The sequence below is a fragment of the Streptomyces sp. NPDC002499 genome (assembly GCF_053595415.1).
The window spans coordinates 284,214-311,041 of record NZ_JBSFXO010000003.1 but is presented as its reverse complement, the minus strand read 5'-3'; the positions used below and the strand labels follow the sequence as shown (position 1 = coordinate 311,041).

The window sequence follows — 26,828 nt, the reverse complement described above, 5'->3', positions numbered from 1 at the left end:
CGCTGTGTCGTCCTCGACATGATCGAGAGGGGGCGTAGTCCGTATGCCCCGGCGCGAGCGGATTCACGCGGATGGGCCACTTTCACCACCCTTGCCGGTGGGGAAAGTGGCCCATCTCGGTGTACGTCAGTCCCGTGCGGGTTCGACCTCGCTGGCCGCGGTGTCGTAGCGCCCGTCCAGCTTGGAGACCAGCCCGGTGACCTGGCGGGCGATGTCGGGTGCGGTGAGGCCGATCTCCGCCATCACCTCGGCGCGGGAGGCGTGGTCGAGGAAGCGCGGCGGGATGCCGAAGTCGCGCAGCGGGACGTCGACGCCCGCGTCGCGCAGGGCCTGCGCGATCGCCGAACCGACGCCGCCGACACGGCTGTTGTCCTCGACGGTGACGACCACGCGGTGCCGCTCGGCGAGCGGGGCCATGGCCTCGTCCACCGGTTTGACCCAGCGCGGGTCGACGACGGTGGTGGAGATGCCCTGCTGGTCGAGGAGGCCGGCGATCTCCAGGCACATGGGGGCGAGGGCGCCCACGGAGACCAGCAGCACGTCGGGCGTGTCGGTGCCGGGCTCGCGCAGTACGTCCATGCCGCCGACGCGTCCGACGGCGGCGACGGCGGGGCCGACGGCGCCCTTGGAGAAGCGCACCACGGTCGGCGCGTCCTTGACCTGGACGGCCTCGCGCAGCTGGGCGCGGACCTGGTCGGCGTCGCGCGGGGCGGCGAGCCGGAGGCCGGGGACGACCTGGAGGATCGACATGTCCCACATGCCGTTGTGGGAGGCGCCGTCGGTGCCGGTGACGCCGGCCCGGTCCAGGACGAAGGTCACCCCGCACTTGTGCAGGGCCACGTCCATCAGGACCTGGTCGAAGGCGCGGTTGAGGAAGGTGGCGTAGACGGCGAAGACGGGGTGCACCCCGCCGGTGGCGAGGCCGGCCGCGGAGACGGCGCCGTGCTGCTCGGCGATGCCGACGTCGTAGATCCGGTCCGGGAAGGCGTCCGCGAACTTCTTCAGGCCGACCGGCTGGAGCATCGCGGCGGTGATCGCGACGATGTCCTCGCGCTCCTTGCCGAGCGCGACCATCTCGTCGCCGAAGACGGAGGTCCAGTCGGCGCCGGAGGCCTTGATCGGCAGACCGGTGTCGGGGTGGATGGGGCCGATGCCGTGGAAGCGGTCGGCCTCGTCCTGGAGGGCGGGCTGGTAGCCGCGGCCCTTCTCGGTGAGGCAGTGCACGATGACCGGGCCGCCGAAGCGCTTGGCGCGGGCGAGCGCCGACTCCAGGGCCTCGATGTCGTGGCCGTCGATGGGGCCGACGTACTTCAGGCCGAGGTCCTCGAACATGCCCTGCGGGGCGATGAAGTCCTTCAGACCCTTCTTCGCGCCGTGCAGCGTCTCGTAGAGGGGCTTGCCGACGACCGGAGTGCGGCCCAGGAGGTCCTTGCCGCGGGCCAGGAAGCGCTCGTAGCCGTCGGTGGTCCGCAGGGTCGCCAGGTGGTTCGCGAGGCCGCCGATGGTCGGTGCGTAGGACCGCTCGTTGTCGTTGACGACGATCACCAGGGGGCGGTCCTTGGCGGCGGCGATGTTGTTCAGCGCCTCCCAGGCCATGCCGCCGGTGAGCGCGCCGTCACCGATCACGGCGACCACGTGGTCGTCGCGTTCGAGGATCTGGTTGGCCTTCGCGAGGCCGTCGGCCCAGCCGAGGACGGTGGAGGCGTGGCTGTTCTCGATGACGTCGTGCTCGGACTCGGCCTGCGAGGGGTAGCCCGAGAGGCCGCCCTTCATCTTCAGCTTCGAGAAGTCCTGGCGGCCGGTGAGCAGCTTGTGCACGTAGGACTGGTGCCCGGTGTCCCACAGCACCCGGTCCTTCGGGGACTCGAAGACGCGGTGCAGGGCGAGGGTCAGTTCGACCACCCCGAGGTTGGGGCCGAGGTGGCCGCCGGTCTTGGAGACCGCGTCGACCAGGAAGGTCCGGATCTCCTCGGCCAGCTGGTCCAGCTGCTCCAGGCTGAGCCGGTCCAGATCGCGCGGTCCCGTGATGCGGGTCAGCAGCGGCACCCGTGCCTCCTTGCAGTAAAAGCTGTCGCCGGGCTTGTCGAGTCTAATGTTCCGTCTTTGCGGACCGCGCCCGGGCTGTGCGTCGTACGTCACGCGATCGGCTGTACCCAAGAACACCTTTACCTATGACCCGACCGGTTTTCCCGGCGCACGACAATGCCCGGCACCTGCGGGGTGCCGGGCATTGTCGTGCTCAGGTGGGACCGTTACGCGCGTCCCGCCGTCTTCTGCGTCTTCCGGGTGACCGCGTCGATGACGACGGTCGCCAGCAGCACGCCACCGGTGATCATGTACTGGACCGGGGAGGCGATGCCCTCCAGGGCCAGGCCGTACTGGATCGAGACGATCACGAGGACACCCAGCAGGGCGTTCCAGGTGCGGCCACGGCCACCGAACAGCGACGTACCACCGATGACCGCCGCGGCGATCGCGTTCATCAGGAGGTCACCGCCGCCGGCGCCCTGGTTGGCGGAGGCGATCTTCGAGGCGATGAACAGACCGCCGATCGCGGCGAACGTGCCGGAGATCGCGAAGACCGAGATCCGGATCATGTCCACGTTGATACCGGCACGCCGGGAGGCCTCGACGCTGCCGCCGAGGGCGAAGATCTTGCGACCGTAGGTGGTGCGGCGGAGCACGAAGTCCGTGAGCAGCAGCACACCGACGAAGATCACGACGGCCAGCGGCAGGCCCTTGTACTGGTTGTAGACGGCCGCGACGGCGAACGCCACGATCGCCAGCAGCACCGTGCGCAGGATGGTCTCGCTCACCGGCCTCGACGGCACGCCGGCGGCCTCGCGGCGCCGGTTGCCGAGGAAGGAGGTGACGAAGAACAGCACCACGACGGCGATGGCCAGACCGTAGGAGGCGGCCACGTCGGTGAAGTAGTAACCGGTCAGCTTGGCCACCAGGCCCTCGCTGTCCAGGTTGATCGTGCCGCTGTCGCCCAGGATCTGGAGCATGAAGCCGTTCCAGAAGAGCAGACCGGCCAGGGTGACGGCGAACGCCGGGACACCGATCTTCGCGAAGAAGAAGCCGTGCAGCGCACCGGCGACCGTGCCGGTGAGGATGGCCAGCACCAGCGCGAGCCACGCGGCCATGCCGTGCGTGACGGTGAGCACCGCGTAGGCGGCACCCGCGACACCGGAGACCGAGCCGACCGACAGGTCGATCTCGCCGAGCAGCAGGACGAACACGATGCCGACGGCGATCATGCCCGTGCCGACCATGGCGACGGAGATGTCGGACAGGTTGCCCGCGGTGAGGAAGTTGGAGTTGAGGCTCTGGAAGATGATCCAGATGATCGCCAGACCGATGACGACCGGGATCGCGCCCAGGTCACCGGCCTTCATCTTCCGCTTGAACTCGGTGAGGTAGCCCGCGAAGCCCTGTTCGCGCACCAGCAGCCGGGGGTCGACGACGGTGGCCGCACCGGCCGCCGCCTCGGGGTTCTCCACGACGTGGTCCTCGGGAGACGGGGACGTCTTGTCGATGCTCACTTCTTGATCTCCCCAGTGCTGCGCGCCGCACGACGGGTCACGGCGTTGTCCGTGGCACCGGTGATGGCGGAGATGATCTCTTCCTGCGAGGTCGACTTGACCTCGAAGACGCCGTTGTTGCGGCCCAGCCGCAGGACGGCGACCTTGTCCGCGACCGCCTTCACATCGGCCATGTTGTGGCTGATGAGCAGGACGGCGAGACCGCGCTCGCGCAGCCGCTCGACGAGGTCGAGTACCTGGGCGGTCTGCTCGACACCGAGGGCGGCGGTGGGCTCGTCGAGGATGACCAGCTTGGGCTCGCCGAGCATGGAGCGGGCGATCGCCACGGTCTGGCGCTGACCGCCGGAGAGCGAGGCGATCGGGATGCGGACGCTGGGGATGCGGATGGACAGCGTGTCGAGGAGCTCGCGGGAGCGGCGCTCCATCTCGACCTCGTCCAGGATCGTGAACTTACGGATCTCCCGGCCCAGGTAGAGGTTGCCGACGACGTCGATGTTGTCGCACAGCGCGAGGTCCTGGTACACCGTCGCGACACCGAGGTGCTGGGCGTCGTGCGGCCTGTTGATCTGGACGGCCTTGCCTTCCCATTCGATGACGCCCTCATCGATGGGATGCACGCCGGCGATCGTCTTGACCAGCGTGGACTTTCCGGCGCCGTTGTCGCCCACCAGGGCGACCACCTCACCGGCGTGGACCTCGAGCTCTACATCGGTGAGCGCCTGAACGGCACCGAATCGCTTCGAGACCCCGCGCAACGCCAGCACGGGCGTAGCGGACACGTGAACCATCTCCTTCGCCGCCTGACCCGGCGGGAGGTTGTGCAGAAAAATTTGGGGGGAATGTTCCGTCCGGCGCCCCGCTTAGCTTGCGGGGCTGTTGGTGCGGGGCGCCGGAGGAGTCCGGGTGGTGCGGTCCCCGTCTCCCCCTGGAGGGAGCCGTGTAGGGGAATTCAAGAGCGAATTCCCCTACCTGGAAAGGGACTTGCGGCTACTTACTCAAGACCGATCTTCTTGCAGTCCGCGGCGTACGCCGAGGTGCAGATGTCGCCCACCGTGTAGATGCCGTCCTTGATGACGGTGTCCTTGATGTTGTCCTTGGTCAGCGCGACAACGCCGATGATCTTGGACGGGATGCCCTTGTCCGACGGGCTGTCGACCTTGTCGGGCGCGACCGAGGCGAGGTCCTTGCCCTGCGCGACGGCGACGGCCAGCTCGGCGACCGTGTTGGCCTCTTCGGGGTAGGGCTTGTAGACGCTCATGTACTGCGTGCCGGCGACGATGCGCTGGACACCCGCGAGCTCCGCGTCCTGGCCGGTGACCGGGACGTTGAGACCGGCGGCCTTGAGGGCGGTGATGATACCGCCGGCCATGCCGTCGTTGGCGGAGTAGACGCCGATGATGTTCTTCTTGCCCAGGGCCGAGATCGCCGCCTCCATGTTGGCGTTGGCGTTCTCCGGCTTCCAGTCCTTGGTGTCGTACTCCTTGCCGATGTTCACCTTGCCGTCGAGGACGGAGTGAGCACCCTTCTTGAACAGGGCGGCGTTCGGGTCGGTGACCGCGCCGTTCATCATGACGATCTTGCCGGACTTGGCCTTGGAGCCGAGCGCCGTGAGGAGGGCCTCACCCTGGGTCTTGCCGACGGTCTCGTTGTCGAACGAGGTGTAGGCGCTGATCGGACCCTCGGCCAGACGGTCGTAGGCGACGACCGGGATACCGGCGTCCTTGGCCTTCTGGACCGAGCTCTTGATGGCCGCGGAGTCCACCGCGTCGACGATCAGCACGTCCACCTTGTTGGTGATCATGGTGTCGACCTGCTGGTTCTGGGTGGTGGCGTCCTGCTTCGCGTTGGCGTAGACGACCGTGCCCTTGTTGTTCGTGAGCTCCTTGACCTTCTTCTCGATCAAGGGGCGGTCGAACTTCTCGTAACGCGCGGTCTGGTTCTCGGGGAGAAGCAGACCGACCTTGATGTTGTCGCCCTTGTTGCTGCTGGCCGACTTGGAAGAGTCGGCCTTGTCACCGGATTCCTTCGCACTGCCACAGGCGGCGAGGGAAACTGCCATCGCACCGGCGGCGACGGCAAAGGCGGCACGACGCATACGCGTGTTCACTTCAGAAACCTCCCTGACGAGGCCGCGTCGTTGCGGCCGAGGTGGCTGGAAGTCAACTCGGCCGCACGTGCGACGTCAAGAAGTAAATCCTTAACGGGTTGGCAACGGTGCCATCCGTTCTCTAAGTGAAGGCAGGTGCCGCCGCAGCGAGCGAGCCGTCCAAAAGGGTCGAATCACCCATCTCGCTGAGCGCGAGAGCGAGTGCTCCGAGCACCTCCGCACGGCCTCCAAGTGCCCCCGGGAGAACGGACAGTTGCCGTGCCGCGCTGGGGATCGCGTAGCGGCCGACAGACTCCCTGATCGGGCCGAGCACCAGCTCACCGGCCTCGGCGAGATCACCGCCAAGGACCACTCGGCTCGGGTTCAGCAGATTGCAGAGATTGGCGACTCCACTGCCGATGTGTCGGCCGACGTCGGCGATCACCCGACGACAGCCCGGGTCTCCGTCCCTGGCCAGGCGCACGACGCCCTCCATGGTCAGGTCGGTGCCGTGGCTCGACTGGAGCAACGGAAGGACATAGCGCGCCGCCGTGAACGTCTCCAGACATCCCCGGTTCCCGCAGCGGCAGACGGGACCGGATTCATCGAGTGTAATATGTCCGATTTCTCCCGCAGTTCCACCCGGCCCGCGGTAGATCTTCCCGTCTATCACCAGTCCGGCCCCGACACCGCTCGCGACCTTGATGTATGCAAGATCACGCACGCCTCTGCCGCTGCCCCAGACCAGTTCGCCCAGTGCACCCAGATTGGCGTCGTTGTCCACGTGCACGGGCACGCCGAGCCGCCCCCGCAGCTCCTCGGCGGGCTTGGTGCCGGTCCAGCCCGGCAGGATCGCCGTGGAGCCCAGCGTGCCGGACTCGACGTCGATCGGTCCGGGTACGCCGAGGCCGATCCCGGCGATCTTGGAGCGGTCCACGCCGGTCGCCGCGATCAGGCGGTTGACCAGCTCTTCCGCCCGGTCGAAGCCCTGCGTCGAGGAGGCGTCCACGTCCAGCGGCTCGGACTCCTCGGCCAGCACCTGGTGGGCGAGGTTCCCGACCGCGACGCGCAAATGCGTGTGCCCGAAGTCGACGCCGATCACGATGCCGGCGTCCCCGCTCAGGGACACGCTGCGGGCTCTGCGTCCGCCGGCCGAGGTGGGTGTGACCTCGACGGTTCCGCCGTCCTTCAACTCCCGGACGATGTTGGAGACCGTGGCGGCCGACAGGCCCGTGGTCCTGGCGATCTCCGCCTGCGTGAGCGACCCGGCCAGCCGGACGGCCCGTACCACCCGTTCCAGGTTGGCTCGGTGCAGTGACGACTGCGACCCCGGAGTCTCCACGACGACCTCCTGCGCACGGGACCGCTTCGATGAGGCCCCGTCTATGTCCAACTAGTGAACTCTAAGCTGAGCCGTTCGGGTTGCCTCCCGTCAAGAGGTTGAACCGGATCGGGGTCCGCGCCCGCACATATGAGCGCGCCGCCCCCGACCCGGGAGCGGCGCGCGCACGGTCGGGTGCGGAGTGCTACTTCAGCGTCGCAGAGGTCAGGCCGGCCTGCACCTGGCGCTGGAAGGACAGGTAGACCACCAGCATCGGGATCATGGCGATCGTGACGCCCGCGAAGAGCACGGGCAGGTCGGAGGCGTACCCCTGTTGCTGCTGGAGCTGGATGAGGCCCTGGGTGAGGACGTAGCGCTCCGGATCGCCGCCCTTCTGCGGCTGCATCAGGACCGTCGGCAGGATGAACTGGTTCCACTGACCCAGCGTGTTGAAGATGCCGACGCTGATCAGGCCCGGCTTCGCCATGGGCAGCATGACCTGGAAGAACGTCCGGGTGTGCGAGGCCCCGTCCAGGACCGCGGCCTCGTGCACCGCCGTCGGCAGGGTCCGGAAGAAGGCGTGCATGAAGAAGACCGTGAACGGCATCGAGTAGGCGACGTAGACCAGGATCAGACCCTGGTACGTGTTCAGCATGTCCAGCCGTTTGACCATGAAGAACAGCGGGACCAGGGCGAGGAACACGGGGAACATCGCGCCCGCGACGAAGAAGTAGTACAGCAGGCGGTTGCCCCAGAACTCGTAGCGCGCCAGCACGTACGCGGCCATCGAGCCGAGCAGCATCGTCAGCGGCACGGAGAACGCCAGAACGATGACTGTGTTGATGAAGTAGTCGCCGATGCCCTTGTCCCAGGCCCGCGAGAAGACGTCGAAGGACCAGTGCTGCGGCCAGCCGAAGGCGGAGCCGCCGATCTGGGCGTCGGTCTTGAAGGAGCTCAGCACGAGCCACAGCAGCGGCAGCACGATCAGCAGGCCCCACAGGGCGAGGAAGCCGTGCGAGAAGGCGTTCAGTACGGTGCCCTCGCCGCGCCGGTCGCCGGGCGCCGCCGGGGTCTTGCCGACCGCGGGCCGGGGCGGGACCGGGCCGCCCGCGGGGGTCGTCTCCTTGAGAGGTGCGCTCATCGTCGTCTCTTCCGCTCAGTACTCGATGCGGTCGCGGCGGGTGGCGCGCAGCGTGACCACGGACAGGACCAGGGTCAGGAGGAGCATCACGACGCCCATGGCGCAGGCGTAGCCGCTCTTCCCGTAGTAGAGGAAGTTGCGCATCATCACGGTGGCCATGACCTCGCTGTCGTGGTCGGGGCCGCCGCCGTACGCGCCCATGTTCGCGGTCATCGAGGAGACCAGGACGAACATGTCCATCGCCACGATGCCCAGATACACCCAGGCGGTCTGTACGGAGTCCCACAGCAGGGGCAGGGTGATGCGGAAGAAGGACTGGGAGCGGTTCGCGCCGTCGATCAGGGCGGCCTCGTAGATGTCCCGCGGGATGGACTGCATGGCGGCCGAGAACAGCACCAGATAGAAGCCGACGCCGTGCCAGACGACGACCAGCATCAGGGCCCACAGCACCAGGTTGGGCTCGTTGAGCCATTCCACCGGATTCTGTGAGTCGACCAGCCCGATTTTCGTCAGGACGCCGTTGAGCAGGCCGCCTTCGTCGCTGCGGTAGATCGCGTTGAACAGCACCGCGAGAATCGCGAGCGAGAGGACCTGCGGGAAGAAGTAGACGATTTTGTAGAACTTGGATCCGGCGACGCCCTGCACTCCGCCGGCGCGTGAACGCCCGCCCGCGTTCAGCATGAAGGCGAAGAAGAGGGCGAGCAGAATGGTGATCACCGGGATGAACACCAGGAACAGGATGTTGTGCCAGATCGCCTTGAGGAAGATGTCGTCCTGGAAAAGCGCCTTGTAGTTGTCGAGACCGACGAAATTGAAGGTCTGCGACTCGCCCTGCCAGTCGGTGAGCGAATAGCCGAACGTCTGGATGTACGGCCAGATGACGAAGATCAGATAGAGCGCCACGGGAGCGAAGAGAAATCCCGCGACGAACCTGTACTGCCCTTTGCGCATTGGCGTTCCTGCCCCTGATGCTCCGGTCGGCACCCGCGCCCCTCGAAGGGGACGCGGGTGCCGGACGACGTGCTGCTCCTGCCAAGGCCTGTCCGGCGGATCATGTCGGCGTCGCGGGCCCTGGCACGCACATCTGCCGCGTTGTCGTCGGTCGCCGACTCCCCCACGCTCGGCTTCGCTCGCGCGGGGGGACCCCCATCGCGTCGACTCCCTCCTCCGCCTTGCAGCTGCACGCACCAGACCCCGCTCGGCTCGGCCAAGACGCACCGCACCTCACAGCCGACCTGATCCGCCGGACAGGCCTAGTCGCGGTGGTTCTTCTTCGAGGCCGGGTCCTTGGCCTGCTTGTCGACCGCGGCCTGGCAGCGCTTGAGCCACTCCTTGGGCTGGATGCGCTTGGCCATCAGCTCGTTGGACGCGGCCTCGATGGCGGTGCCCATCTCGCTGTACCACTCGGTGTAGAGGAAGCGGAAGGTGTTGTCACCGGCCGCCTTGGACGCCTCGACCGTGGACTGGGTGCCCGGGCGCAGCTTCACGCTCGGGTCGACGCCGTCCTTGAGGATGGTCAGCGAGTTGGCCTCCTTGGCGAACGTCGTCGACCACTCCTTGGAGAGCATCAGCCGCATGAACTCCTTGGCGCCGGCCAGGTTGCTCGCCTTCTTCGGGATGATGAAGGGCTCGCCGGAGCCGGCCCGGATCGCCTCGAAGGGGAGCTTGCTGTCGGGCAGCACGGGCATCGGCATGAACTTCATGTCGAAGTCCGCGGGCGTCTGCTTGAGCTGCTCGTTCTCCAGCCAGGAACCGCAGGTGATGAAGGCGGCCTTGTACTGGTTCCACCGGGTCTGCGACTCGGTGTGGGTCAGGCCGTTGGTGCCGGGCATCAACAGGCCCTTCTCGACGATCTCGTAGATCGCCTCGACACCCGCCTGCGCCGCCTCGGACCCCACGAAGGCCTTGGGGTCGAGGTTGTCGATCGCCTTCATGGCGTCCAGACCGCCCTTCTTGGCGATCATGTCCATGATGGCGACATTGATGTAGTACGGGTACTTGCCCTGGTGGGCCAGGCCGCCGATGCCGTCCTTCTTGGCCGCCTGACAGACGGTGATGAAGTCCGCCCAGGTCTTCGGCTCCTCCCAGCCCTTCTCCTTGAAGAGCTTGCCGGAGTACCACAGGCCCCACACCGTGTAGATGTAGTTGAGGGCGACGATCTTGCCCTCCTGGAGGCCCGGGTCGAGCGTGCCCGGGATGACGGTGTCGCGCACCTTCTTGGACGGGTCGTCGACCGACGGGGCGTCCAGGACCACGGCCAGGTCGAGGAGTTGGCCGTTGCGGTTGAGGACGTCGATCTTGATCTGCTGGGCGCCGGAGTCGTCGACGATGTCCGGCGGGGTGCCGCCGTTGAAGCGCGGCTGGAGCTTGCCGGTGATCTCCTGGGTGCCGGTGTGGGTGGAGGTGATGCCCCACTTCGTCTTGAAGCTGGCCTCCCACGCCTTGGCGTAGTCGTCGCCGTAACCGCCCTTGAAGACGACCACGTCGAGCTTGGTCCCCTTCTTCACCCCGAACGGGTTCGACTTGGACGTCTTGCCCTGGCTGTCGTTGGTGTCTCCCGAGTCGTCGTCCCCGCCGCCGCTGGCACACGCCGACAGGAAGCTCATCGTGGGTACGGCGATCAGACCCAGTGCGGCGGACCGCCGGATCAGATCGCGGCGGCCGACGCCCGCCGCGTCGTTGTTCTCGGAACCGCTGTTCTCGGCGGAAGTGGATCCCATGCTCAAGTCCTCGCCTTCTCCAGGACTCAGGCGGTGAACCGGATCCTCCCGGCACCGCGGTCAGGTCAAGCAGGGTCGTGCAGGAGTAACGAATCATGCCGTGCGGATCATGACGAACGCATCGGGTGAATCGCCGACAGGTATAGTCCACTTCCCGCCAACGGAGCAAGATCGAATGCAAGGTTGGCCGTTGGTCTTATCCGAGTTGAGACCTCGCGGAAATATGAGCCCCCTGTGGGCGCCTTGCCGGAAAAATCCGCGACATAGGCCCCGAATGCCACACTCAACACCCTTGACATCCCTGGCCACTTGACCCACTACTGGGTTCTGCGCCTGGAAGGTGACAACGTTGTCCGATCGCGCAGGGAGGGTGCCGGAGATGGTGCGGTACAGAACGAGACACAGATGGGGAACGGCCGTCGTACTGACGGCCGCTTTTGCTTTGGCGGTGGGCTCCCAGGGAGCGGCGACAGCGCTTTCTGCGAAGCCCAAGCCGGCCGACCGGGAGTTCTCGTCCTCCTTCGAGGCGGGTGATCCGGCGCCGGACTGGCTGAACACGGTCGACACGAAGCCCGACGGGACCAAGCGGGCCTCGGGCGTCGACGGCGGCTACAGCACCGGCATCCCGGGCAACGTGTCCGACCACGTCACGGACGTCCGGGCCAGCTCGGAGAACACCGGCGGCGGCGAGGTGAAGGAGAACCTCGTCGACGGCGAGGCCGGCACCAAGTGGCTGACCTTCGAGCCCACCGGCTGGGTCGAGTTCGACCTCGACAAGCCGGCCAAGATCGTGACGTACGCGCTTACTTCCGCCAACGACTTCGACGAGCGCGACCCCAAGGACTGGACCCTCCAGGGCTCCACGGACGGCAAGGACTGGAAGACGGTCGACACCCGCTCCGGTGAGACCTTCTCCGAGCGCTTCCAGACCAAGACCTACGACCTCGCCGAGCCGGCCGAGTACGCGCACTTCCGCCTCGACATCACCAAGAACAACGGCGCCTCCGACATCCTGCAACTCGCCGACGTCCAGTTCTCCACCGGCGGCAGCGGCGGCCCGGTGCCGCAGGACATGCTGACGCTGGTCGACCGCGGCCCGGCGGGCTCGCCGACCGCGAAGGCGGGAGCGGGCTTCACCGGCAAGCGGGCGCTGCGGTACGCGGGACGCCACACCGCCGACGGCCAGGCGTACTCGTACAACAAGGTCTTCGACGTGAACGTGTCCGTGCGGCGGGACACCGAACTGTCGTACCGGATCTTCCCGTCGATGGCTGACGGTGACCTCGACTACGACGCCACGAACGTCTCCGTCGACCTGGCCTTCACCGACGGCACCTATCTGAGCGACCTGGGCGCGACCGACCAGCACGGCTTCGGTCTGACGCCGAAGGCGCAGGGCGCCGCGAAGATCCTGTACGTCAACCAGTGGAACAACGTGGTCTCGGGGATCGGGTCGGTCGCGGCCGGCAAGACCGTCGACCGGATCCTGGTGGCGTACGACTCCGCGAAGGGCCCGGCGAAGTTCCGCGGCTGGCTGGACGACGTGAAGATCGACCGGGCGGCGAAGGAGAAGCCGAAGGCGCATCTGTCGGACTACGCCCTCACCACCCGCGGCACCAACTCCAGCGGCGGCTTCTCGCGCGGCAACAACTTCCCCGCGACCGCCGTGCCGCACGGCTTCAACTTCTGGACGCCGGTGACCAACGCGTCCTCGCTGAGCTGGCTGTACGACTACGCGCGGGCCAACAACGACGACAACCTGCCGACGATCCAGGCGTTCAGCGCGAGCCATGAGCCCAGCCCCTGGATGGGCGACCGGCAGACCTTCCAGGTGATGCCCTCGGCGGCCTCCGGCACCCCGGAAACCGGCCGTGAGGCACGGGAGTTGGCGTTCCGGCACGAGAACGAGATCGCGCGGCCGTACTACTACGGCGTCACGTTCGAGAACGGTCTCAAGACCGAGCTGACGCCGACCGACCACGCGGCGACGATGCGCTTCACCTTCCCCGGTGACGACGCGAACGTGCTGTTCGACAACGTGACCGACCAGGCCGGGCTCACGCTCGACCCGGCGACCGGGACCTTCACCGGCTACTCGGACGTCAAGTCGGGCCTGTCGACCGGCGCGACCCGGCTGTTCGTCTACGGCACCTTCGACAAGCCCGTCAAGGACGGCTCGTCCAGCGGGGTCAAGGGGTACCTGAAGTTCGACGCCGGCGCCGACCGCACCGTGACGCTGCGCATCGCGACTTCGCTGATCAGCATCGACCAGGCCAAGGACAACCTCCGCCAGGAGATCCCGGACGGCACGTCCTTCGACTCGGTCAAGAAGAAGGCCCAGCGCACCTGGGACAGGATCTTCGACAAGGTCGAGGTCGAGGGCGCCACGGCGGACCAGCTGACCACGCTGTACTCCAGCATGTACCGGCTGTACCTGTACCCCAACTCCGGCTTCGAGAAGGTCGGTTCGAAGTACCAGTACGCCTCCCCGTTCTCGCCGATGCCGGGGCCCGACACCCCGACGCACACCGGCGCGAAGATCGTGGACGGCAAGGTGTACGTCAACAACGGCTTCTGGGACACCTATCGGACCACCTGGCCGGCGTACTCCTTCCTGACGCCCTCTCAGGCGGGCGAGATGGTCGACGGGTTCGTGCAGCAGTACAAGGACGGCGGCTGGACCTCGCGCTGGTCCTCCCCCGGCTACGCGGACCTGATGACCGGCACCTCCTCGGACGTGGCGTTCGCGGACGCGTACGTCAAGGGCGTCGACTTCGACGCCAAGTCGGCCTACGACGCGGCCGTGAAGAACGCGACCGTCGTGCCGCCGTCGTCGGGTGTGGGCCGCAAGGGCATGGCGACCTCGCCGTTCCTCGGCTACACCAGCACCGACACCGGCGAGGGCTTCTCCTGGGCGATGGAGGGCTACGTCAACGACTACGGCATCGCGCAGATGGGCAAGGCGCTCTACAAGCAGACCAAGGACAAGCGCTACAAGGAGGAGTCGGAGTACTTCCTCAACCGTGCCCAGGACTACGTGAACCTCTACGACTCCAAGGCCGGCTTCTTCCAGGGCAAGGACGCCAAGGGCAACTGGCGCGTCGACTCCGCCAAGTACGACCCCAAGGTGTGGGGTTACGACTACACGGAGACCGACGGCTGGGGCTACGCCTTCACCGCCCCGCAGGACAGCCGGGGCCTTGCCAACCTGTACGGCGGCCGCGGCGCGCTGGGCGACAAGCTCGACGAGTACTTCTCCACCCCGGAGACGGCCTCGCCCGAGAACGTCGGTTCCTACGGCGGTGTCATCCACGAGATGACCGAGGCGCGGGACGTGCGACTTGGCCAGTACGGGCACTCCAACCAGGTGGCCCACCACGTCATCTACATGTACGACGCGGCGGGCGAGCCCTCCAAGGCGCAGAAGAACGTCCGCGAGGTGCTCTCCCGCCTCTACACCGGCAGCGAGATCGGGCAGGGCTACCACGGCGACGAGGACAACGGCGAGCAGTCGGCCTGGTACCTCTTCTCCGCGCTGGGCTTCTACCCGCTGGTGATGGGCAGCGGCGAATACGCCATCGGCTCCCCGCTGTTCAAGAAGGTCACCGTGCACCTGGAGAACGGCGAGGACCTCGTCGTCAAGGCGCCGAAGAACAGCGACAAGAACATCTACGTGCAGGGCCTCAAGGTCAACGGCCACAACTGGACGTCGACTTCGCTCCCGCACTCGCTGCTGGAGGAGGGCGGTGTCCTCAACTTCGACATGGGCTCGAAGCCGTCCTCGTGGGGCACCGGCAAGAACGCGGGTCCCGTCTCCATCACCCAGGACGACAAGGCGCCGACGCCGCGTGCGGACGTGCTGAAGGGTGACGGGGCGCTGTTCGACAACACCTCGGCGACCAACGCGACGGTGACGTCGGTCGATCTGCCGGTCACCGGCGACACGAAGGGGCTCCAGTACACGCTCACCTCGTCCGCCGACCACACCAAGGCACCGACCGGGTGGACCCTTCAGGGCTCGAACGACGGGACCACGTGGAAGACGCTCGACAAGCGGTCCGGCCAGTCCTTCACCTGGGACCGGCAGACCCGGGCGTTCAGCGTGAACTCGCCGGGCACGTACGGGAAGTACCGCCTGGTGTTCGACGCGGAGGCCACGGTCTCGGAGGTCGAACTGCTCGCGTGAGCGGGTGAGTCGGGGCCGCACGGCGGCCTGTGAACGGCTCCGAGGGGGGACGTGTCGAGTGTGACGCGTCCCCCTTCAATTTTCCCTTCGTTCAGCGGCTCAGGGTCGTCTCCTGCCCCATGTGCGACAGCTTCTCGGGGTTGCGGACGGCGTAGAGGCCGGTGACGAGGCCGTCGTCGATGCGTACCGCCAGCACGGTGTCGACCTCGCCGTCGAACCGGAAGACCAGCGCGGGGAAGCCGTTGACCAGTGCCGGACCCAGCTCCCAGTCGGCGACCCGGCCCAGTCCCGCCAGCAGCAGCCTGCCCACCTTGTCGGCCCCCGTGACGGGCCGCAGCACGGCCTGTTTGACCCCGCCCCCGTCGCCCAGCAGGACGACGTCCGGGGCGAGCACGTCGAGCAGGCTCTGCAAGTCGCCGGTGTCGACGGCCCGTTGGAAGGCTTCGAGCGCGTGCCGGGTCTCGGTCGCGGAGACGGCCCCGCGCGGCCGGCGTGAGGCGACGTGTGCCCGGGCCCGGTGCGCGATCTGGCGGACCGCGACCGGGGTCTTGTCGACGGCCTCGGCGATCTCGTCGTAGTCGAGGTCGAACACCTCGCGCAGCACGAACACCGCCCGCTCGGTGGGCGCGAGGGTCTCCAGCACCAGCAGCATCGCCATGGAGACGCTGTCCGCGAGCTCGACGTCCTCGGCCACGTCCGGGGCGGTCAGCAGCGGCGCGGGCAGCCAGGAGCCGACGTAGGACTCCTTGCGCCGGGCGAGCGTGCGCAGCCGGCTCAGGGCCTGGCGCGTGGTGATCCGGACCAGGTACGCGCGCTGGTCGCGCACCGTGTCCAGGTCGACGCCGGACCACCGCATCCACGTCTCCTGGAGGACGTCCTCGGCGTCGGCGGCCGAGCCGAGCATCTCGTAGGCGACCGTGAACAGCAGATTCCGGTGGGCGACGAACGCCTCGGTGGCCGTGTTCTGCGCGGTCTCGCTGTTCTCGCTCGTCACCGACTGCTCCCGCCTGCTCGTTCTCGACGATGTCACGCGCACAAGACGCCGGCCACCGCCGCTCTGTGACACCCAAGCGCGGTGGCGTACGTCACATGGCCGTCCTGTCACACGGAGCGGGGCGCCGGCATCTCTTGTGCATCCGACGCAGCGCAACGCGGCGCCACACCCCGAGTGAGGACGAGATCATGGAAGCTCGATTCAACCTGTTCGAGAACGAGATCGCCGCCAAGTTCACCAAGCGGTTCGCCAACACGAGCCTGGTGATCGAGCAGTCACCGCTGCCCAAGTCGACGCAGGAGCTGGTGTCGTTGCGCGCCAGCCAGATCAACGGCTGCGGCTGGTGCATCGATTACCACACCAAGGAGATGGCGGCGGCCGGCGAGACCTCGGTCCGGCTGATGCTGGTGGCCGCGTGGCGCGAGTCCACCGTGTTCACCGAGGCCGAGCAGGCCGCGCTGGCCTTCGCCGAGGAGGGCACCAGGATGGCGGACGCCCAGCTGGGCGTGTCCGACGAGACCTGGGACCAGGTGCGCAAGCACTACGACGACGACCAGATCGCCGCGCTGGTGTGCCTGGTCGCGCTGATCAACGCGGCCAACCGGCTCGCCGTGATCGTGCACCAGAAGGGCGGTTCGTACGAGGTCGGCATGTTCAGTGCCTCGCGCTGAAGGAGCGGGGCGTACGCCGCCGTCGACCCGGTGTGCCGAGTCGACCGGCGGCGCCCACGGGGAACTCCTCGGTCAGCCGGTCGCGAGGGTGAACACGTGCAGGTCCGTGTTCTGCGGCAGTTGCACGCTCGCGATCGTCCTGCCGTCCGGTGCGGCGAAGGCCTTGGTGGCGAAGACGTACGTCGCCACCGGGTCCTTGTCCGCGCCGGCCACGTTGCGGTACGCGGCCTTGGCGACGACCACGTTGCCGTACTGGACGGTGCCGCCGCCTCCGCCGACGGTCCAGTCGGTGAAGGACAGGTCGACCGTGCCGGTGCTGCCGTCGGTGTAGGTGACCGTGGCGCTGGTCCGCTGGTTGCCGTTGACCGCGCTGCCGACGAACGACAACTTGCTTGCCGGCTGGTCGAGTCGGACGGTCTGTCCGGCCGCGTAGGCGTTGTCGGGACGGGCGGCGGGCGAGTTGGGCCAGGTGAAGGTCAGTCCGTCGACCGTGCCCTGTCCGCCCGCGGTGAGACCGGCCGCCGCGAGGGCCTGGCGGGAGTAGCTCCAGCCGCCGCCGTCGTAGTCGGCCTCGTCGTGCTCGCCCACGTCGTCCGAGACGCCGGTGTTGTTGTAGGCGGCGAGCAGGGTGCCGGGGGCCGCCACCGTGAGGGCGACCGGCTGCACGTAGGAGTCGTCGCCGGAGGTCACCGTGACCTTGGCCTCGAAGAAGCCCTGTTTGACGTCCTTCGCCGCGGACAGGGTGATCTTCTGCGAGCCGTCGGTCACCGTGCCCTCGGCCGGGGTCGCCGAGATCCCGTCCGGGGTCTCGACCTTGAAGCGCACCTCGGGTCCGGTGCCGCCGCTCACGGCCAGCGCGCGGATGTCCACCTCGGCGCTCTCGCCGGGTGCGATCGTCGCCGCGGTCGGACCGACGCCGATCTGGTAGGGCTGCTCACCGTCGCGGAAGGACGGCGGGGCCTGGGTGGTGCCCCAGTCGTGGTTCGGGGTGGAGGAGAGGGTGTAGTCGAGCCGGCCGCCGTCCCGGACGAAGGACGCCGGGAGCCAAGAACGGTCGCTGGAGCGGCCGTTGACCTTCAGCGACTGGATGTACGGCGCGTCGGCCGCCGCACCCGTCGCGCGGATCGAGATGTCGTTGCCCTCCGGCCGGTCGATCTCGACGCGCGGGAACAGCGGTGAGGCCAGGACGAGTTCGGCACGCGAAGGCACCTGCGGGTACATGCCGAGCGCGGAGAAGACGTACCAGGACGACATGGCGCCGAGGTCGTCGTTGCCGGGGATGCCGTTGGTCTTGGTGGACCACAGCTGGGTCATCGCGGCGCGGACGGTCTCCTGCGTCTTGTAGGGCGCGCCCGCGTAGTCGTACAGGTAGGGCACGTTGATGGACGGTTCGTTGTCCAGCTCGGACTTGGCGCCGCCGCTGCCGGTGAACGCCCAGCTGCCGTCGTCCTCGTGGAAGAAGGTGTCGAGGCGCTTGAGGGCCTCGTCCTTGCCGCCCATGGCCGCGAACAGCCCGGCCGGGTTGTGCTGGACCATCCAGGTGTACTGGGCCGCCGTGCCCTCGACGAAGCCGTTGCCGGTGGCCGGGGTGAAGCCGGTGACCCAACTGCCGTCCGCCTTGCGGTTGGCGATGTAGCCGCCGGTCGGGTCGGCCGCGATGTTGAAGTTGTTCTGCCACCACTGGGAGCGCTTGGCGAAGGTGGCCGCCGTGTCCTTCTTCCCCGCCGCCGCGGCGAGTTGGGAGAGCGAGAAGTCGGCGGTGGACATCTCCAGCGTCTCGGCCGCGCCGCCCCAGGCGTTGGAGACCGAGGGCATGTAGTGCAGGTCCAAGTACTTGTCGAGGGAGGGCCGTTGGCCCACCGAGAGGACCGGCTTGCCCGACGAGGACAGGTCCTGCGGGGTCGGCACGGTCGCCGCCTTCACCAGCGAGTTCAGCGCGCCGCGCAGGTCGAAGTCCGTGCCGCCGAAGGCGCGGATGCCGGCCAGGGCGGTCGGCGAGGGGTCTCCGTTCATGACGTGCGTGCCGCTCGCGCCATGCAGCCAGCGGTCCCAGATGCCGCCGTTCTGCTGGGCGAGTTCGTACAGCGACTGCGCGATGTCCGAGCCGGTGCGCGGACTGAGCAGGGTGAGCAGCTGAACCTGGTCGCGGTAGACGTCCCAGCCGGAGAAGGTGCCGTACTGGGCCTCGTGGCCCCGGGAGACCCGGTGCACCTCGCCGTCGCTGCCGCGGTATCTGCGGTCGGCGTCGCTGATCACGTTCGGGTGGATGAGGGCGTGGTAGAGCGCGGTGTAGAAGGTGGTGCGCTCGTCGTCGGTGCCGCCGCCGACCCGGATCGCGTCGAGGCGGTCCCGCCAGGCGCGCTGGGCGGCCCTCCGCACCGCGTCGAAGGAGCGGCGCGGCGGGTTCTCCTCGGCCAGGTTGGCGGTGGCGCCGGCCTGACTGACGTAGGAGATGCCGACCTTGGCGTTGACCGGCCCGTCACCCGGCTCGAACTCGACGTAGCCGCCGGCGCCCTTGCCCGCGACCGGACGGCCGCCGGTGGAGAAGCCGCCGGTGCCGCCGCTCGCCGAGGTCGAACCCGGCGTCAGCTTGTCGTCCTGCCAGGTGCCGGTGGTCTTGAAGCCACGGTCGAACTTCGCCGTGAAGTAGAGGGTGTAGTAGGCCCGTTGGCCCTCCGGGTCCAGGTACCCGCAGAAGTCGCCGGACGTGACCGAGCCGGAGACCGTGCGCGTCCTGGGGTCGATGGTGACCGTCGAATCGGTCGAGCCCACCTCGGAGTTGGCGGTACGGATCAGCAGCGAGGCCGCCTTGTCGGCGGGGTAGGTGAACTGCGCCGAGCCCGTGCGGGCGGTCGCCGTCAGATCGGCGGTGACCCCGGAGGCGAGGCCGACCTTGTAGTGGCCGGTCTCGGCGGTCTCGTCGGCGTGGCTGAAGTCGGAGGCGTAGACGGCGTCCTTGGTGTCGCTCGCCGGGGAGGAGGTGACCTCACCGGCGTACGGGAAGAACGGGATGTCGCCGCTGCCGCCCGCGCAGCCGGTGCCGGACATGTGGGTGAGGCTGAAACCGCGGATGCGGGTGGCGTCGTACTGGTAACCGCCCGGCGCGGCGGTGCTGGTGGCGTTGCCTCTGGTGTTCTCCGGGCTCCAGGAGAGCATGCCGAAGGGCACCACGGCGCCGGGGAAGACGTTGCCGCCGTTCGTGGTGCCGATGAGCGGATCGACGTACGCGGTCGGGTCGTCGACGAGCTGGGGCGGCGCGGCGGTTGCCGCGAGGGCAGGGGTGGCTCCGCCGACCGCCAGGGCGGCGGCCAACAGCAGGGACGTAGGACGGAAACGCATGACGCGGCCCCTCCTCCTTCGGACGGGTCGCGCACCACAGGTCGCACAAGCCGCAGGGACAGTAACGTGCGCCACCCGTACCACGGAAGAGCGCCTGGGAAGGTGACGGCCCACGTGCGGGCCACCCGTACGGACCACTTACGGCCACTTCCGCAACTGTCTTGACATCGTTGTCGGTTGGAGGAGTACAGTCATGTACACACCACTAGACAACGTTGTCGCACCTACAGCGTCGCCACAAGCCGCGCCACCTGCTCAGCCTGCTTCCCCTTCTCGACCTGCTTCCCCTTCTCAGCCTGATGCCCGTTCTCGGCGTTCTCCCTCAGTGCCCGGTCAGGTCGGGCACAGGGGGCTCTCACCCCGCCCGGTATCGCTCCCCCATTGGTACCGGTCGGCTCGCGGACCCCGGTGGTACACCGACCACCACCGGGGTCCGCCCAGAGCTGTTCGTGCCGGCCCGGCCGCCTCAGCCGACCTGACAGGGCAGAGCCGTCGCCGTGTCACCTCCGCCGCCGGAGACGACATAGCCGAAGGTCGTGCTCTGTCCCGGACTCAACGAGCCGTTCCAGTCGGCGTTGTGGACCATCACGTCCTGTCCCGTGTACGTGGGACTGCCGTTCCACAGACTCTCGACCTTCTGCCCGCCGGGCAGCGTCCAGTCGACCATCCAGCCCAGCATCGGGACGTCTCCGGTGTTGGTGACGGTCACCTCTGACTGATAGCCGCCGTTCCAACTCCCGGTCGTACGACGGGTGGCCGCGCATTCACCCGGCACCGGATCGGTCGGGTTGCCCGGGTCGTGGATGCCGGTGACCTCACCGTTGCCGCCGTCGAAGACGACGTCCGAGCAGGAGTAGAAGGTCTCCGCGCTGTCCGAGCGCTGCCACACCATGTAGATGATGTGCCGCCCCGACTTGTTCGCCGGAAGCTGCCCGGTCCAGGAGTAGTTGGCCTCGACCGTGCCCGGGGTGCCGTTGAGCGGCGGGTGGTCGACGCTGAGGAAGGGCGTGGCCTCCATGTCGTTCCAGGTGAGGGCCCGGGTCGGATCGAAGCCGTCCTTGGTGATGTAGACGTAGAACCAACCCGGGTGCGCGGCCCAGGCGTTGTAGGAGAAGTCGACGGTCGCGCCGGAGGTCAGATGGGTCAACGGCCAGTCGTCGCGCGGGAGATTGAAGCCGGTGAAGTTGGTGTTGCCGCCGCTGCACAGCTCACCGTCGGGCACGAAGCCACGGGTGCGGCCCGCACCGTCGGAGCGCAGCACGGAGAACCAGTTGTAGAACGGCGTGGTGCCGCTGACCTGTTGGGCCGCCTTGCAGGCCGGGTTGACCGGTTTGATCTCCCCGGTGTCGGTCAGTCCGTCCTGCCAGCACAGGAAGGTACGGCTGGCGGGCTTCATGGGGGTGCCGTGGGCCTGCGCCGGACCGCCGGCCGCCATGACCAGGGCGAGGGCCGGGAGGGTGGCGAGGACGGAGACGAGGACGAGGAGAAGGGCCCGGGTGCGGGTGGAGAGGGTGCGGATGCGGGTGCGGGTCCAGGTGGAGAGGGTTAATCGACGTGACGCCGTGTCCATTCTTGTCAGGATCATGACATTCGATTTCCTTCGGGTACGGCCAGGTGGATGCGTCCATGCGGAGAGGGGTGGGGTGGTCGACGCCCACTGGACGGCGGGTTCCGGTCCGCCGACATGGGAGCGCTCCCACCCCACCTATGGGGAAGCTAGCGCGAAGTGGGGCGGCTGTAAACGCCGAGCGGTCCCGCCACAGTGGCCCCACAGACTTGACTCATTCTTGGCCAAGCGCGCTATGTGGTGACTGGAGTTCGGTCATGTTCACTTGTCGCGTCCGGGGGGTTGATTCTTGACGCTTTCTGAGGCAAGTGAGCGTTGCGACGGAGGAACAGCTCATGAGAAGACACATCCGCGGTGCACTGGCCGCCTGCGTGGGAGCGCTGCTGCTCACCACGGGAATCACCGCGACCGGCAGCCAGCCCGCGCAGGCCTCTGACAACGGTGTCGGGCTCAAACCCGTGCTGGGGTGGAGCAGTTGGAGCTTCGTCCGCCGCGATCCGACCGCGCGGACCATCGAGGCGCAGGCGAAGGCGCTCAAGACCAGCGGCCTCGCGAAGAATGGTTTCGTCTACGCCAACATCGACGACTTCTGGTACCAGTGCCCGGGCAGCCAGGGACCGGACGTCGACCAGTACGGCCGCTGGGTCACCGACCCCGTCAGGTTCCCGCCGCGCGGCGGTGAGAACGGCATCCAGGTCGTGGCCGACTATGTCCACTCCCTGGGGCTGAAGTTCGGCCTGTACGTCACGCCCGGCATCTCCCAGCAGGCGGTCACCAAGAACACCGGGATCAAGGGAACGCCGTACCACGCACGGGACATCGCCACCACGGCGACGGAGAGCAACTACAACTGCGGCGGCATGGTGGGCATCGACTACACCAAGCCCGGCGCGCAGACGTTCGTGGACTCGTGGGCCGGGCAGTTCGCCGGCTGGGGCATCGACTACCTCAAGATCGACGGCGTCGGCACACCCGACCAACAGGACGTCCAGGCCTGGTCGGACGCGCTGCGGAAGACGGGTCGGCCGATCCATCTGGAGCTGTCCAACAACCTGGACATCAACAACGCGGCCCTCTGGAAGAAGCTCTCCAACGGCTGGCGCACCGGCGGCGACATCGAGTGCTACTGCGGTCCGGACGGCAGCAGTTACCCCCTGACCACCTGGGCCTCCATCGCCTCGCGCTTCGACCAGGTCGCCAAGTGGGCCGGGTACGGCGGTCCCGGCGGATACAACGACTACGACTCGCTGGAGATCGGAAACGGCGCGAACAACGGCCTCACGCCGGACGAGCGCAGGACCCAGATGAGCCTGTGGTCGCTGGCCGCCTCCCCGCTCATCCTCGGCACCGACCTGACCCATCTCGACCCCGCCGACCTCGCGCTGCTGAAGAACACCGACGTGCTCGCGGTCGACCAGGACGGCATCGACGCCAAGCGGATCTCCTCGGACGCGAACGCGCAGGTGTTCGCCAAGACCGAGCCCAACGGCGATGCGATCGTCGGGCTGTTCAACACCGGGTCGGCGCCCCGGGAAGTCGCCACGACCGCGTCCGCGCTGGGGTTGGCCAAGGCGCGCGACTACTCCCTGCGGGATCTGTGGAGCAAGCGGCTGACCGAGTCCACGGGCCGGATCGCCGCCAACGTGCCGCCGCACGGCGTGGTCCTGTACCGGGTCCACGGCACCCACCGCACGGTGTCCGGTGCGGCGCCGGACGTCTCGTTCGGCCTCGACTGGGCCCCGGCGTCGAGCGACAGCACCACGCGTACGGTGACCGCGGTCCTGTCCGACAACGGGTCGCGGCCGATCACCGACGCCGCCCTGACCCTCACCGGGCCGGCCGGCACGAAGATCACCACGCGTGACGTGACCCGGGCCCGGACGGTCCGTGGCGGACATGCGCTGAAGGCCACCTACTCCGTGTCCATCCCGCCCTCGTCGAAGCTCTTCGCCGCCAACGACTTCCAGGGGAGCGCGAGTTACCGCTTCCGGTCGGACGGGAGGACCCGGCTCACCGCCGGAGACACGATCACCGTCAACCACCAAGTGACGGCCCCGTACAAGACGTTCGCCTCCACCACGGCGAGCTTCAGCCGGTCCGGCACCCAACTCGGCATCCGGGCCCAGGGCGCCGACCTCTACAACGGCACCAACGAGTACGGCACGATCTATCTGCCCGGTGCCGAACGCGACGGTTCCGTGACCACGGTGAAGCTCGACTCGCAGTCGAACACGGACGTCTGGGCCAAGGCCGGGATCATGGTCCGCAACGACATCACCCAGTCCAACACCTCACCCGGCTATGTGGCCCTGGTCGCGACCCCGGGCAACGGCTATCTCCTCGACTGGGACAGCGACGGCGACGGAAAGCTGGACTCGCAGGACTCCACCGGTACCGCCACCTATCCCTCGTGGCTGAAGCTCGTCCGCACCGGCACCTCGTACAGCGGCTACTACTCGACCGACAACACCACCTGGAACCTGGTGGGCACCATCGACGTGCCCACCGCCGCGGCCACCCAGGACGTCGGCCTCACCCAGACCTCGCACGCCTCCGGCACCACCGGCGAGGCCGACTTCGACTCCTTCACGACCACTCCCTAGCGGTCCGGGCCGGCAGTCCCGCACGGACTCCGCCGGCGCGGCCTTCGACGACGGCGTCCGCCCGGCGTACGGTGCTCTCCCGCACCGGCGCCGGGCGGACGCGCAACTGCGGCTCGGCGGGCGGGAGTCGGTCCGCCGGGAGGTCGATCGTGAACTCCGTGCGGCCCGGCACGCTGGTCACGTCGATCCGGCCGCCGTGCGCGCCCACGATGGCCGCCGCGATGGCGAGTCCGAGTCCCGCGCCGCCCGCGGACCCGGACGCCCGGGCCCGTGACGAGTCGGCGCGGGTGAAGCGCTCGAAGGCCCTGGGCAGCAACTCGGCCGGAATTCCCGGCCCGTTGTCCCGTACGCGGATCACGCACCGCTCCCCCACCACGTCCACCTCGGCCACCACCGCCGTGCCCACCGGCGTGTGCACACGCGCGTTGGCCAGCAGGTTGGCCACCACCTGGTGCAGCCGTGCCTCGTCGCCGACGACCAGGGCGGGCACCTCCAGGGGCAGCGACAGCTGCCAGTCGTGTCCGTCGCCCGCCGCCCGCGCGTCCCACACCGCTTCGGCGACGACGGCCGCGAGGTCGACCTCGGCCGCGTGCAGGGGCCGTCCCTCGTCGAGCCGGGCGAGCAGGAGCAGATCCTCGACCAGGCCGGTCATCCGTGCCGACTCCGCCGACACCCGGCGCCAGGCCAGCACCGGCTCGATCCGGTCGGTGCCGCGATTCATCAGCTCCGCGTAGCCGGCGATGGAGGCGAGCGGGGTCCGCAGTTCATGGCTGGCGTCGGCCAGGAAGCGCCGCATGCGTTCCTCGCTGCGCCGCATCTCCTCCTCGCCGCGCTGCCGTTCGGCGAGCGAGGACTCGACGTGCTCGATCATCCGGTTGAGCGCGGCGCCGACCTGGCCTGCCTCGCTGCCGGGGTCGGTGTCCCGGGCGGGGACGCGGGTGAGGCCGGTGACCTCGCCGCGGTCCAGCGGCGCCCGGGAGACCTCGACGGCGGTGGCGGCGACCCGGCCCAGGGGCCGCAGTTGACGTCGTATGACCACCGCGCAGACCACCCCCGCGGCGCCGAGCCCGACGGCGGCGACGACCGACTCGACCACCATCAGTTTGGTGATCATGTCCTGTACGTCGCCCATCGGGAGTCCGGCCAGGACGCGGACGCCGTCGTCGTCCAGGACGGTGAGCCGGTAGGCGCCGAGGCCGGGCACGGTACGGGTGTGCTCGGCGCCGTCGGCCGTGAGGCCTTCGAGGGCGGCGCGCTGGTCGTCGCCGAGCGCCTGCGGGGCGGCGTCCTGGCTGACGACCGCGGCGGCGAGGACGGCGCCGTCGTCGTCGAGCCGGGCGGCGAGCATCCCGGCCGGATGGCCGCTCTCGTGGAGGAAGGTGAGGTCCCGGTCCAGCTCGGGGTGGAGCGAGGCGCCCCCCAGGCTGCGGTCGGCGGCGTCGCTGACGCGCTGGTCCAAGTTGCCGAGCAGATACGCGCGTTGGGCGTAGACGGTGGTGACCGCCATGGCGGCGCACACGACGACGAGGACCGCGCCGATGAACAGGAGCAGACGGGTCCGCAGAGAGCGTCCGCCGAAGAGAGGCAGACGGGTCCGCAGGGAGCGCCCGCGCGGTCGCGCGGTCATCTCCCCTCCTCCACGGGCCTGATGGTGTATCCCGTGCCGCGCACGGTGTGGATCATCGGCGCTCGGCCCTTGTCGATCTTTCGGCGCAGGCTGGAGATGTAGACCTCGACGAGGTTGCCGCCGCCGTCGAAGGAGCTGCTCCACACGTGGTCGAGGATCTGGGCCTTGCTCAGCACCTGGCGGGGATGGTTCAGCAACAGGCTGAGCAGGTCGAACTCCTTGGCGGTGAGCTGGAGTTGCTGTCCCGCGCGGTGCACCTCGCGGGTCTCCTCGGTCAGCACGAGGTCGCCGAGGACGCGTACGGAGTCGTCGGCCGCGCTGTGCTCGGTGCCGGCCCGGCGCAGCAGTCCGCGCAGCCGCAGCACGACCTCCTCCAGGGAGAAGGGCTTGGTCACGTAGTCGTCGGCGCCGCTGTCGAGTCCGTCGAGGCGGTGCTCGACGGCGTCGCGGGCGGTGAGCATGAGCACGGGCAGCTTGGGGTTCTCGTATCGCAGGCGGCGCAGCACCTGGATGCCGTCGAGGTCGGGCAGCATCCCGTCCAGGACGACGGCGTGCGGGGCGCAGCCGCGGGCGATCCTGAGCGCGCTCTGTCCGTCGCCGGCCGGATAGGGCCGCCAGCCCGCCTCGGTGACGGCCACGGACAGCACTTCGGTGAGCGCGGGTTCGTCGTCGACGATGAGAACGCGGACCCGTCCGCTTCGGGTACCGGAGATGCCAGCCATGTCCTGATCCTGTCCCGGTTGGCTGAGGGAATGCTGTGTTCCGACTGAGCCGCAGCCGTGCAAAACGGACGGCCGACAGGTAGGCGGACCTGCGGAGTCCGGTTGTGGACCGGGGTGCGGACCGGGACGGGCGGCCGCTCGTGACCGTTCACCCTTGGCCGGTTTCGCGCCAACTCCGTTGACCGAAGGGGGCATTGGCACGCTCCGGCCACTCGATTCCCTTGAGCGGTCCGGGGCCGGACGCCCACTGTGATCCGTGGCTTCCGCTTACCGGGCGGAGGCGTTCCGCGTTCAGGGGAGGACGTC

General features: G+C 68.4%; 16 protein-coding genes. 3 read left to right on the top strand and 13 right to left on the bottom strand.

Annotated elements, in window-relative coordinates; genetic code table 11:
* Nucleotides 1–126: 126 nt before the first annotated feature.
* The 8 genes from dxs to ngcE all read right to left on the bottom strand — a co-directional run bounded on the left by dxs (nucleotide 127) and on the right by ngcE (nucleotide 10,813).
* Nucleotides 127–2,046, bottom strand: a complete 1,920-nt coding sequence (gene dxs, locus ACWD5F_RS09400; protein WP_451252657.1) for a 1-deoxy-D-xylulose-5-phosphate synthase — start codon at nucleotides 2,044–2,046, stop codon at nucleotides 127–129.
* Nucleotides 2,047–2,252: 206 nt separating this feature from the next.
* The gene (locus ACWD5F_RS09395; RefSeq protein ID WP_401721717.1) at nucleotides 2,253–3,545 is read right to left on the bottom strand and encodes a sugar ABC transporter permease; all 1,293 of its coding nucleotides are present in this window, start codon (nucleotides 3,543–3,545) and stop codon (nucleotides 2,253–2,255) included.
* The gene (locus tag ACWD5F_RS09390) at nucleotides 3,542–4,333 is read right to left on the bottom strand and encodes an ATP-binding cassette domain-containing protein (protein ID WP_402346258.1); all 792 of its coding nucleotides are present in this window, start codon (nucleotides 4,331–4,333) and stop codon (nucleotides 3,542–3,544) included. Before ACWD5F_RS09390 ends, ACWD5F_RS09395 begins: the two co-directional genes overlap by 4 nt.
* Before the next feature lie 203 nt (nucleotides 4,334–4,536).
* Nucleotides 4,537–5,640: a sugar ABC transporter substrate-binding protein gene (locus ACWD5F_RS09385; protein WP_451253176.1), complete on the bottom strand. Its 1,104-nt coding sequence runs from the start codon at nucleotides 5,638–5,640 to the stop codon at nucleotides 4,537–4,539.
* Nucleotides 5,641–5,773: 133 nt separating this feature from the next.
* Entirely contained in the window at nucleotides 5,774–6,973 is a 1,200-nt protein-coding gene (locus ACWD5F_RS09380; protein WP_401721722.1) for an ROK family transcriptional regulator, read from the bottom strand.
* 184 nt (nucleotides 6,974–7,157) lie between these two features.
* Nucleotides 7,158–8,093 carry a carbohydrate ABC transporter permease gene (locus tag ACWD5F_RS09375; RefSeq protein WP_451252654.1) on the bottom strand — a complete coding sequence of 312 codons (936 nt, stop codon included), beginning with the start codon at nucleotides 8,091–8,093 and terminating at the stop codon, nucleotides 7,158–7,160.
* A 15-nt stretch (nucleotides 8,094–8,108) separates the two neighbouring features.
* Entirely contained in the window at nucleotides 8,109–9,044 is a 936-nt protein-coding gene (locus ACWD5F_RS09370; protein WP_451252653.1) for a carbohydrate ABC transporter permease, read from the bottom strand.
* A gap of 302 nt (nucleotides 9,045–9,346) precedes the next feature.
* Nucleotides 9,347–10,813 (bottom strand): N-acetylglucosamine/diacetylchitobiose ABC transporter substrate-binding protein, encoded by a 1,467-nt coding sequence (gene ngcE / locus ACWD5F_RS09365; protein ID WP_451252651.1) that lies wholly within the window; start codon nucleotides 10,811–10,813, stop codon nucleotides 9,347–9,349.
* A gap of 382 nt (nucleotides 10,814–11,195) precedes the next feature.
* Between ngcE and ACWD5F_RS09360 the strand changes: the two genes are divergently transcribed.
* Complete coding sequence (locus ACWD5F_RS09360; RefSeq protein ID WP_451253174.1) at nucleotides 11,196–14,999, top strand: GH92 family glycosyl hydrolase; 3,804 nt, start codon at nucleotides 11,196–11,198, stop codon at nucleotides 14,997–14,999.
* A 91-nt stretch (nucleotides 15,000–15,090) separates the two neighbouring features.
* Here ACWD5F_RS09360 and ACWD5F_RS09355 read toward each other — a convergent pair whose 3' ends face one another.
* Entirely contained in the window at nucleotides 15,091–15,993 is a 903-nt protein-coding gene (locus ACWD5F_RS09355; RefSeq protein ID WP_451252649.1) for an RNA polymerase sigma-70 factor, read from the bottom strand.
* 188 nt (nucleotides 15,994–16,181) lie between these two features.
* On the opposite strand from ACWD5F_RS09355, the gene ACWD5F_RS09350 reads away from it, so the two are divergent.
* On the top strand, nucleotides 16,182–16,664 hold the full coding sequence (locus tag ACWD5F_RS09350) for a carboxymuconolactone decarboxylase family protein (protein WP_401721739.1): 483 nt from the start codon (nucleotides 16,182–16,184) through the stop codon (nucleotides 16,662–16,664).
* A gap of 72 nt (nucleotides 16,665–16,736) precedes the next feature.
* On the opposite strand, the gene ACWD5F_RS09345 is transcribed toward ACWD5F_RS09350, so the two are convergent.
* Both ACWD5F_RS09345 and ACWD5F_RS09340 read right to left on the bottom strand, forming a co-directional pair.
* Complete coding sequence (locus tag ACWD5F_RS09345; protein WP_451252647.1) at nucleotides 16,737–20,003, bottom strand: GH92 family glycosyl hydrolase; 3,267 nt, start codon at nucleotides 20,001–20,003, stop codon at nucleotides 16,737–16,739.
* Between the two features lie 466 nt (nucleotides 20,004–20,469).
* The gene (locus ACWD5F_RS09340; RefSeq protein WP_451253172.1) at nucleotides 20,470–21,573 is read right to left on the bottom strand and encodes a lytic polysaccharide monooxygenase auxiliary activity family 9 protein; all 1,104 of its coding nucleotides are present in this window, start codon (nucleotides 21,571–21,573) and stop codon (nucleotides 20,470–20,472) included.
* A gap of 332 nt (nucleotides 21,574–21,905) precedes the next feature.
* On the opposite strand from ACWD5F_RS09340, the gene ACWD5F_RS09335 reads away from it, so the two are divergent.
* The gene (locus tag ACWD5F_RS09335; RefSeq protein WP_451252646.1) at nucleotides 21,906–24,173 is read left to right on the top strand and encodes an NEW3 domain-containing protein; all 2,268 of its coding nucleotides are present in this window, start codon (nucleotides 21,906–21,908) and stop codon (nucleotides 24,171–24,173) included.
* Here the strand turns inward: ACWD5F_RS09335 and ACWD5F_RS09330 are convergent.
* Together ACWD5F_RS09330 and ACWD5F_RS09325 are read right to left on the bottom strand one after the other, a co-directional pair.
* Nucleotides 24,157–25,800: a sensor histidine kinase gene (locus ACWD5F_RS09330; RefSeq protein ID WP_451252644.1), complete on the bottom strand. Its 1,644-nt coding sequence runs from the start codon at nucleotides 25,798–25,800 to the stop codon at nucleotides 24,157–24,159. The genes ACWD5F_RS09335 and ACWD5F_RS09330 overlap by 17 nt on opposite strands.
* A complete protein-coding gene (locus ACWD5F_RS09325) occupies nucleotides 25,797–26,522 on the bottom strand; it encodes a response regulator transcription factor (protein WP_451252642.1) in 726 nt (241 codons plus the stop codon). Before ACWD5F_RS09325 ends, ACWD5F_RS09330 begins: the two co-directional genes overlap by 4 nt.
* Between the last annotated feature and the right edge of the window lie 306 nt (nucleotides 26,523–26,828).

What these genes read in the sequence shown, in the direction of transcription:
- ACWD5F_RS09390 (WP_402346258.1), bottom strand. Translation starts at nt 4,333, where the DNA reads ATGGTTCACGTGTCCGCTACGCCCGTGCTGGCGTTGCGCGGGGTCTCG.
- ACWD5F_RS09350 (WP_401721739.1), top strand. Translation starts at nt 16,182, where the DNA reads ATGGAAGCTCGATTCAACCTGTTCGAGAACGAGATCGCCGCCAAGTTC.
- ACWD5F_RS09335 (WP_451252646.1), top strand. Translation starts at nt 21,906, where the DNA reads ATGAGAAGACACATCCGCGGTGCACTGGCCGCCTGCGTGGGAGCGCTG.
- ACWD5F_RS09330 (WP_451252644.1), bottom strand. Translation starts at nt 25,800, where the DNA reads ATGACCGCGCGACCGCGCGGGCGCTCCCTGCGGACCCGTCTGCCTCTC.
- ACWD5F_RS09375 (WP_451252654.1), bottom strand. Translation starts at nt 8,093, where the DNA reads ATGAGCGCACCTCTCAAGGAGACGACCCCCGCGGGCGGCCCGGTCCCG.
- ACWD5F_RS09370 (WP_451252653.1), bottom strand. Translation starts at nt 9,044, where the DNA reads ATGCGCAAAGGGCAGTACAGGTTCGTCGCGGGATTTCTCTTCGCTCCC.
- ACWD5F_RS09345 (WP_451252647.1), bottom strand. Translation starts at nt 20,003, where the DNA reads ATGCGTTTCCGTCCTACGTCCCTGCTGTTGGCCGCCGCCCTGGCGGTC.
- ACWD5F_RS09385 (WP_451253176.1), bottom strand. Translation starts at nt 5,640, where the DNA reads ATGCGTCGTGCCGCCTTTGCCGTCGCCGCCGGTGCGATGGCAGTTTCC.
- ACWD5F_RS09325 (WP_451252642.1), bottom strand. Translation starts at nt 26,522, where the DNA reads ATGGCTGGCATCTCCGGTACCCGAAGCGGACGGGTCCGCGTTCTCATC.
- ACWD5F_RS09340 (WP_451253172.1), bottom strand. Translation starts at nt 21,573, where the DNA reads ATGGACACGGCGTCACGTCGATTAACCCTCTCCACCTGGACCCGCACC.
- ngcE (WP_451252651.1), bottom strand. Translation starts at nt 10,813, where the DNA reads ATGGGATCCACTTCCGCCGAGAACAGCGGTTCCGAGAACAACGACGCG.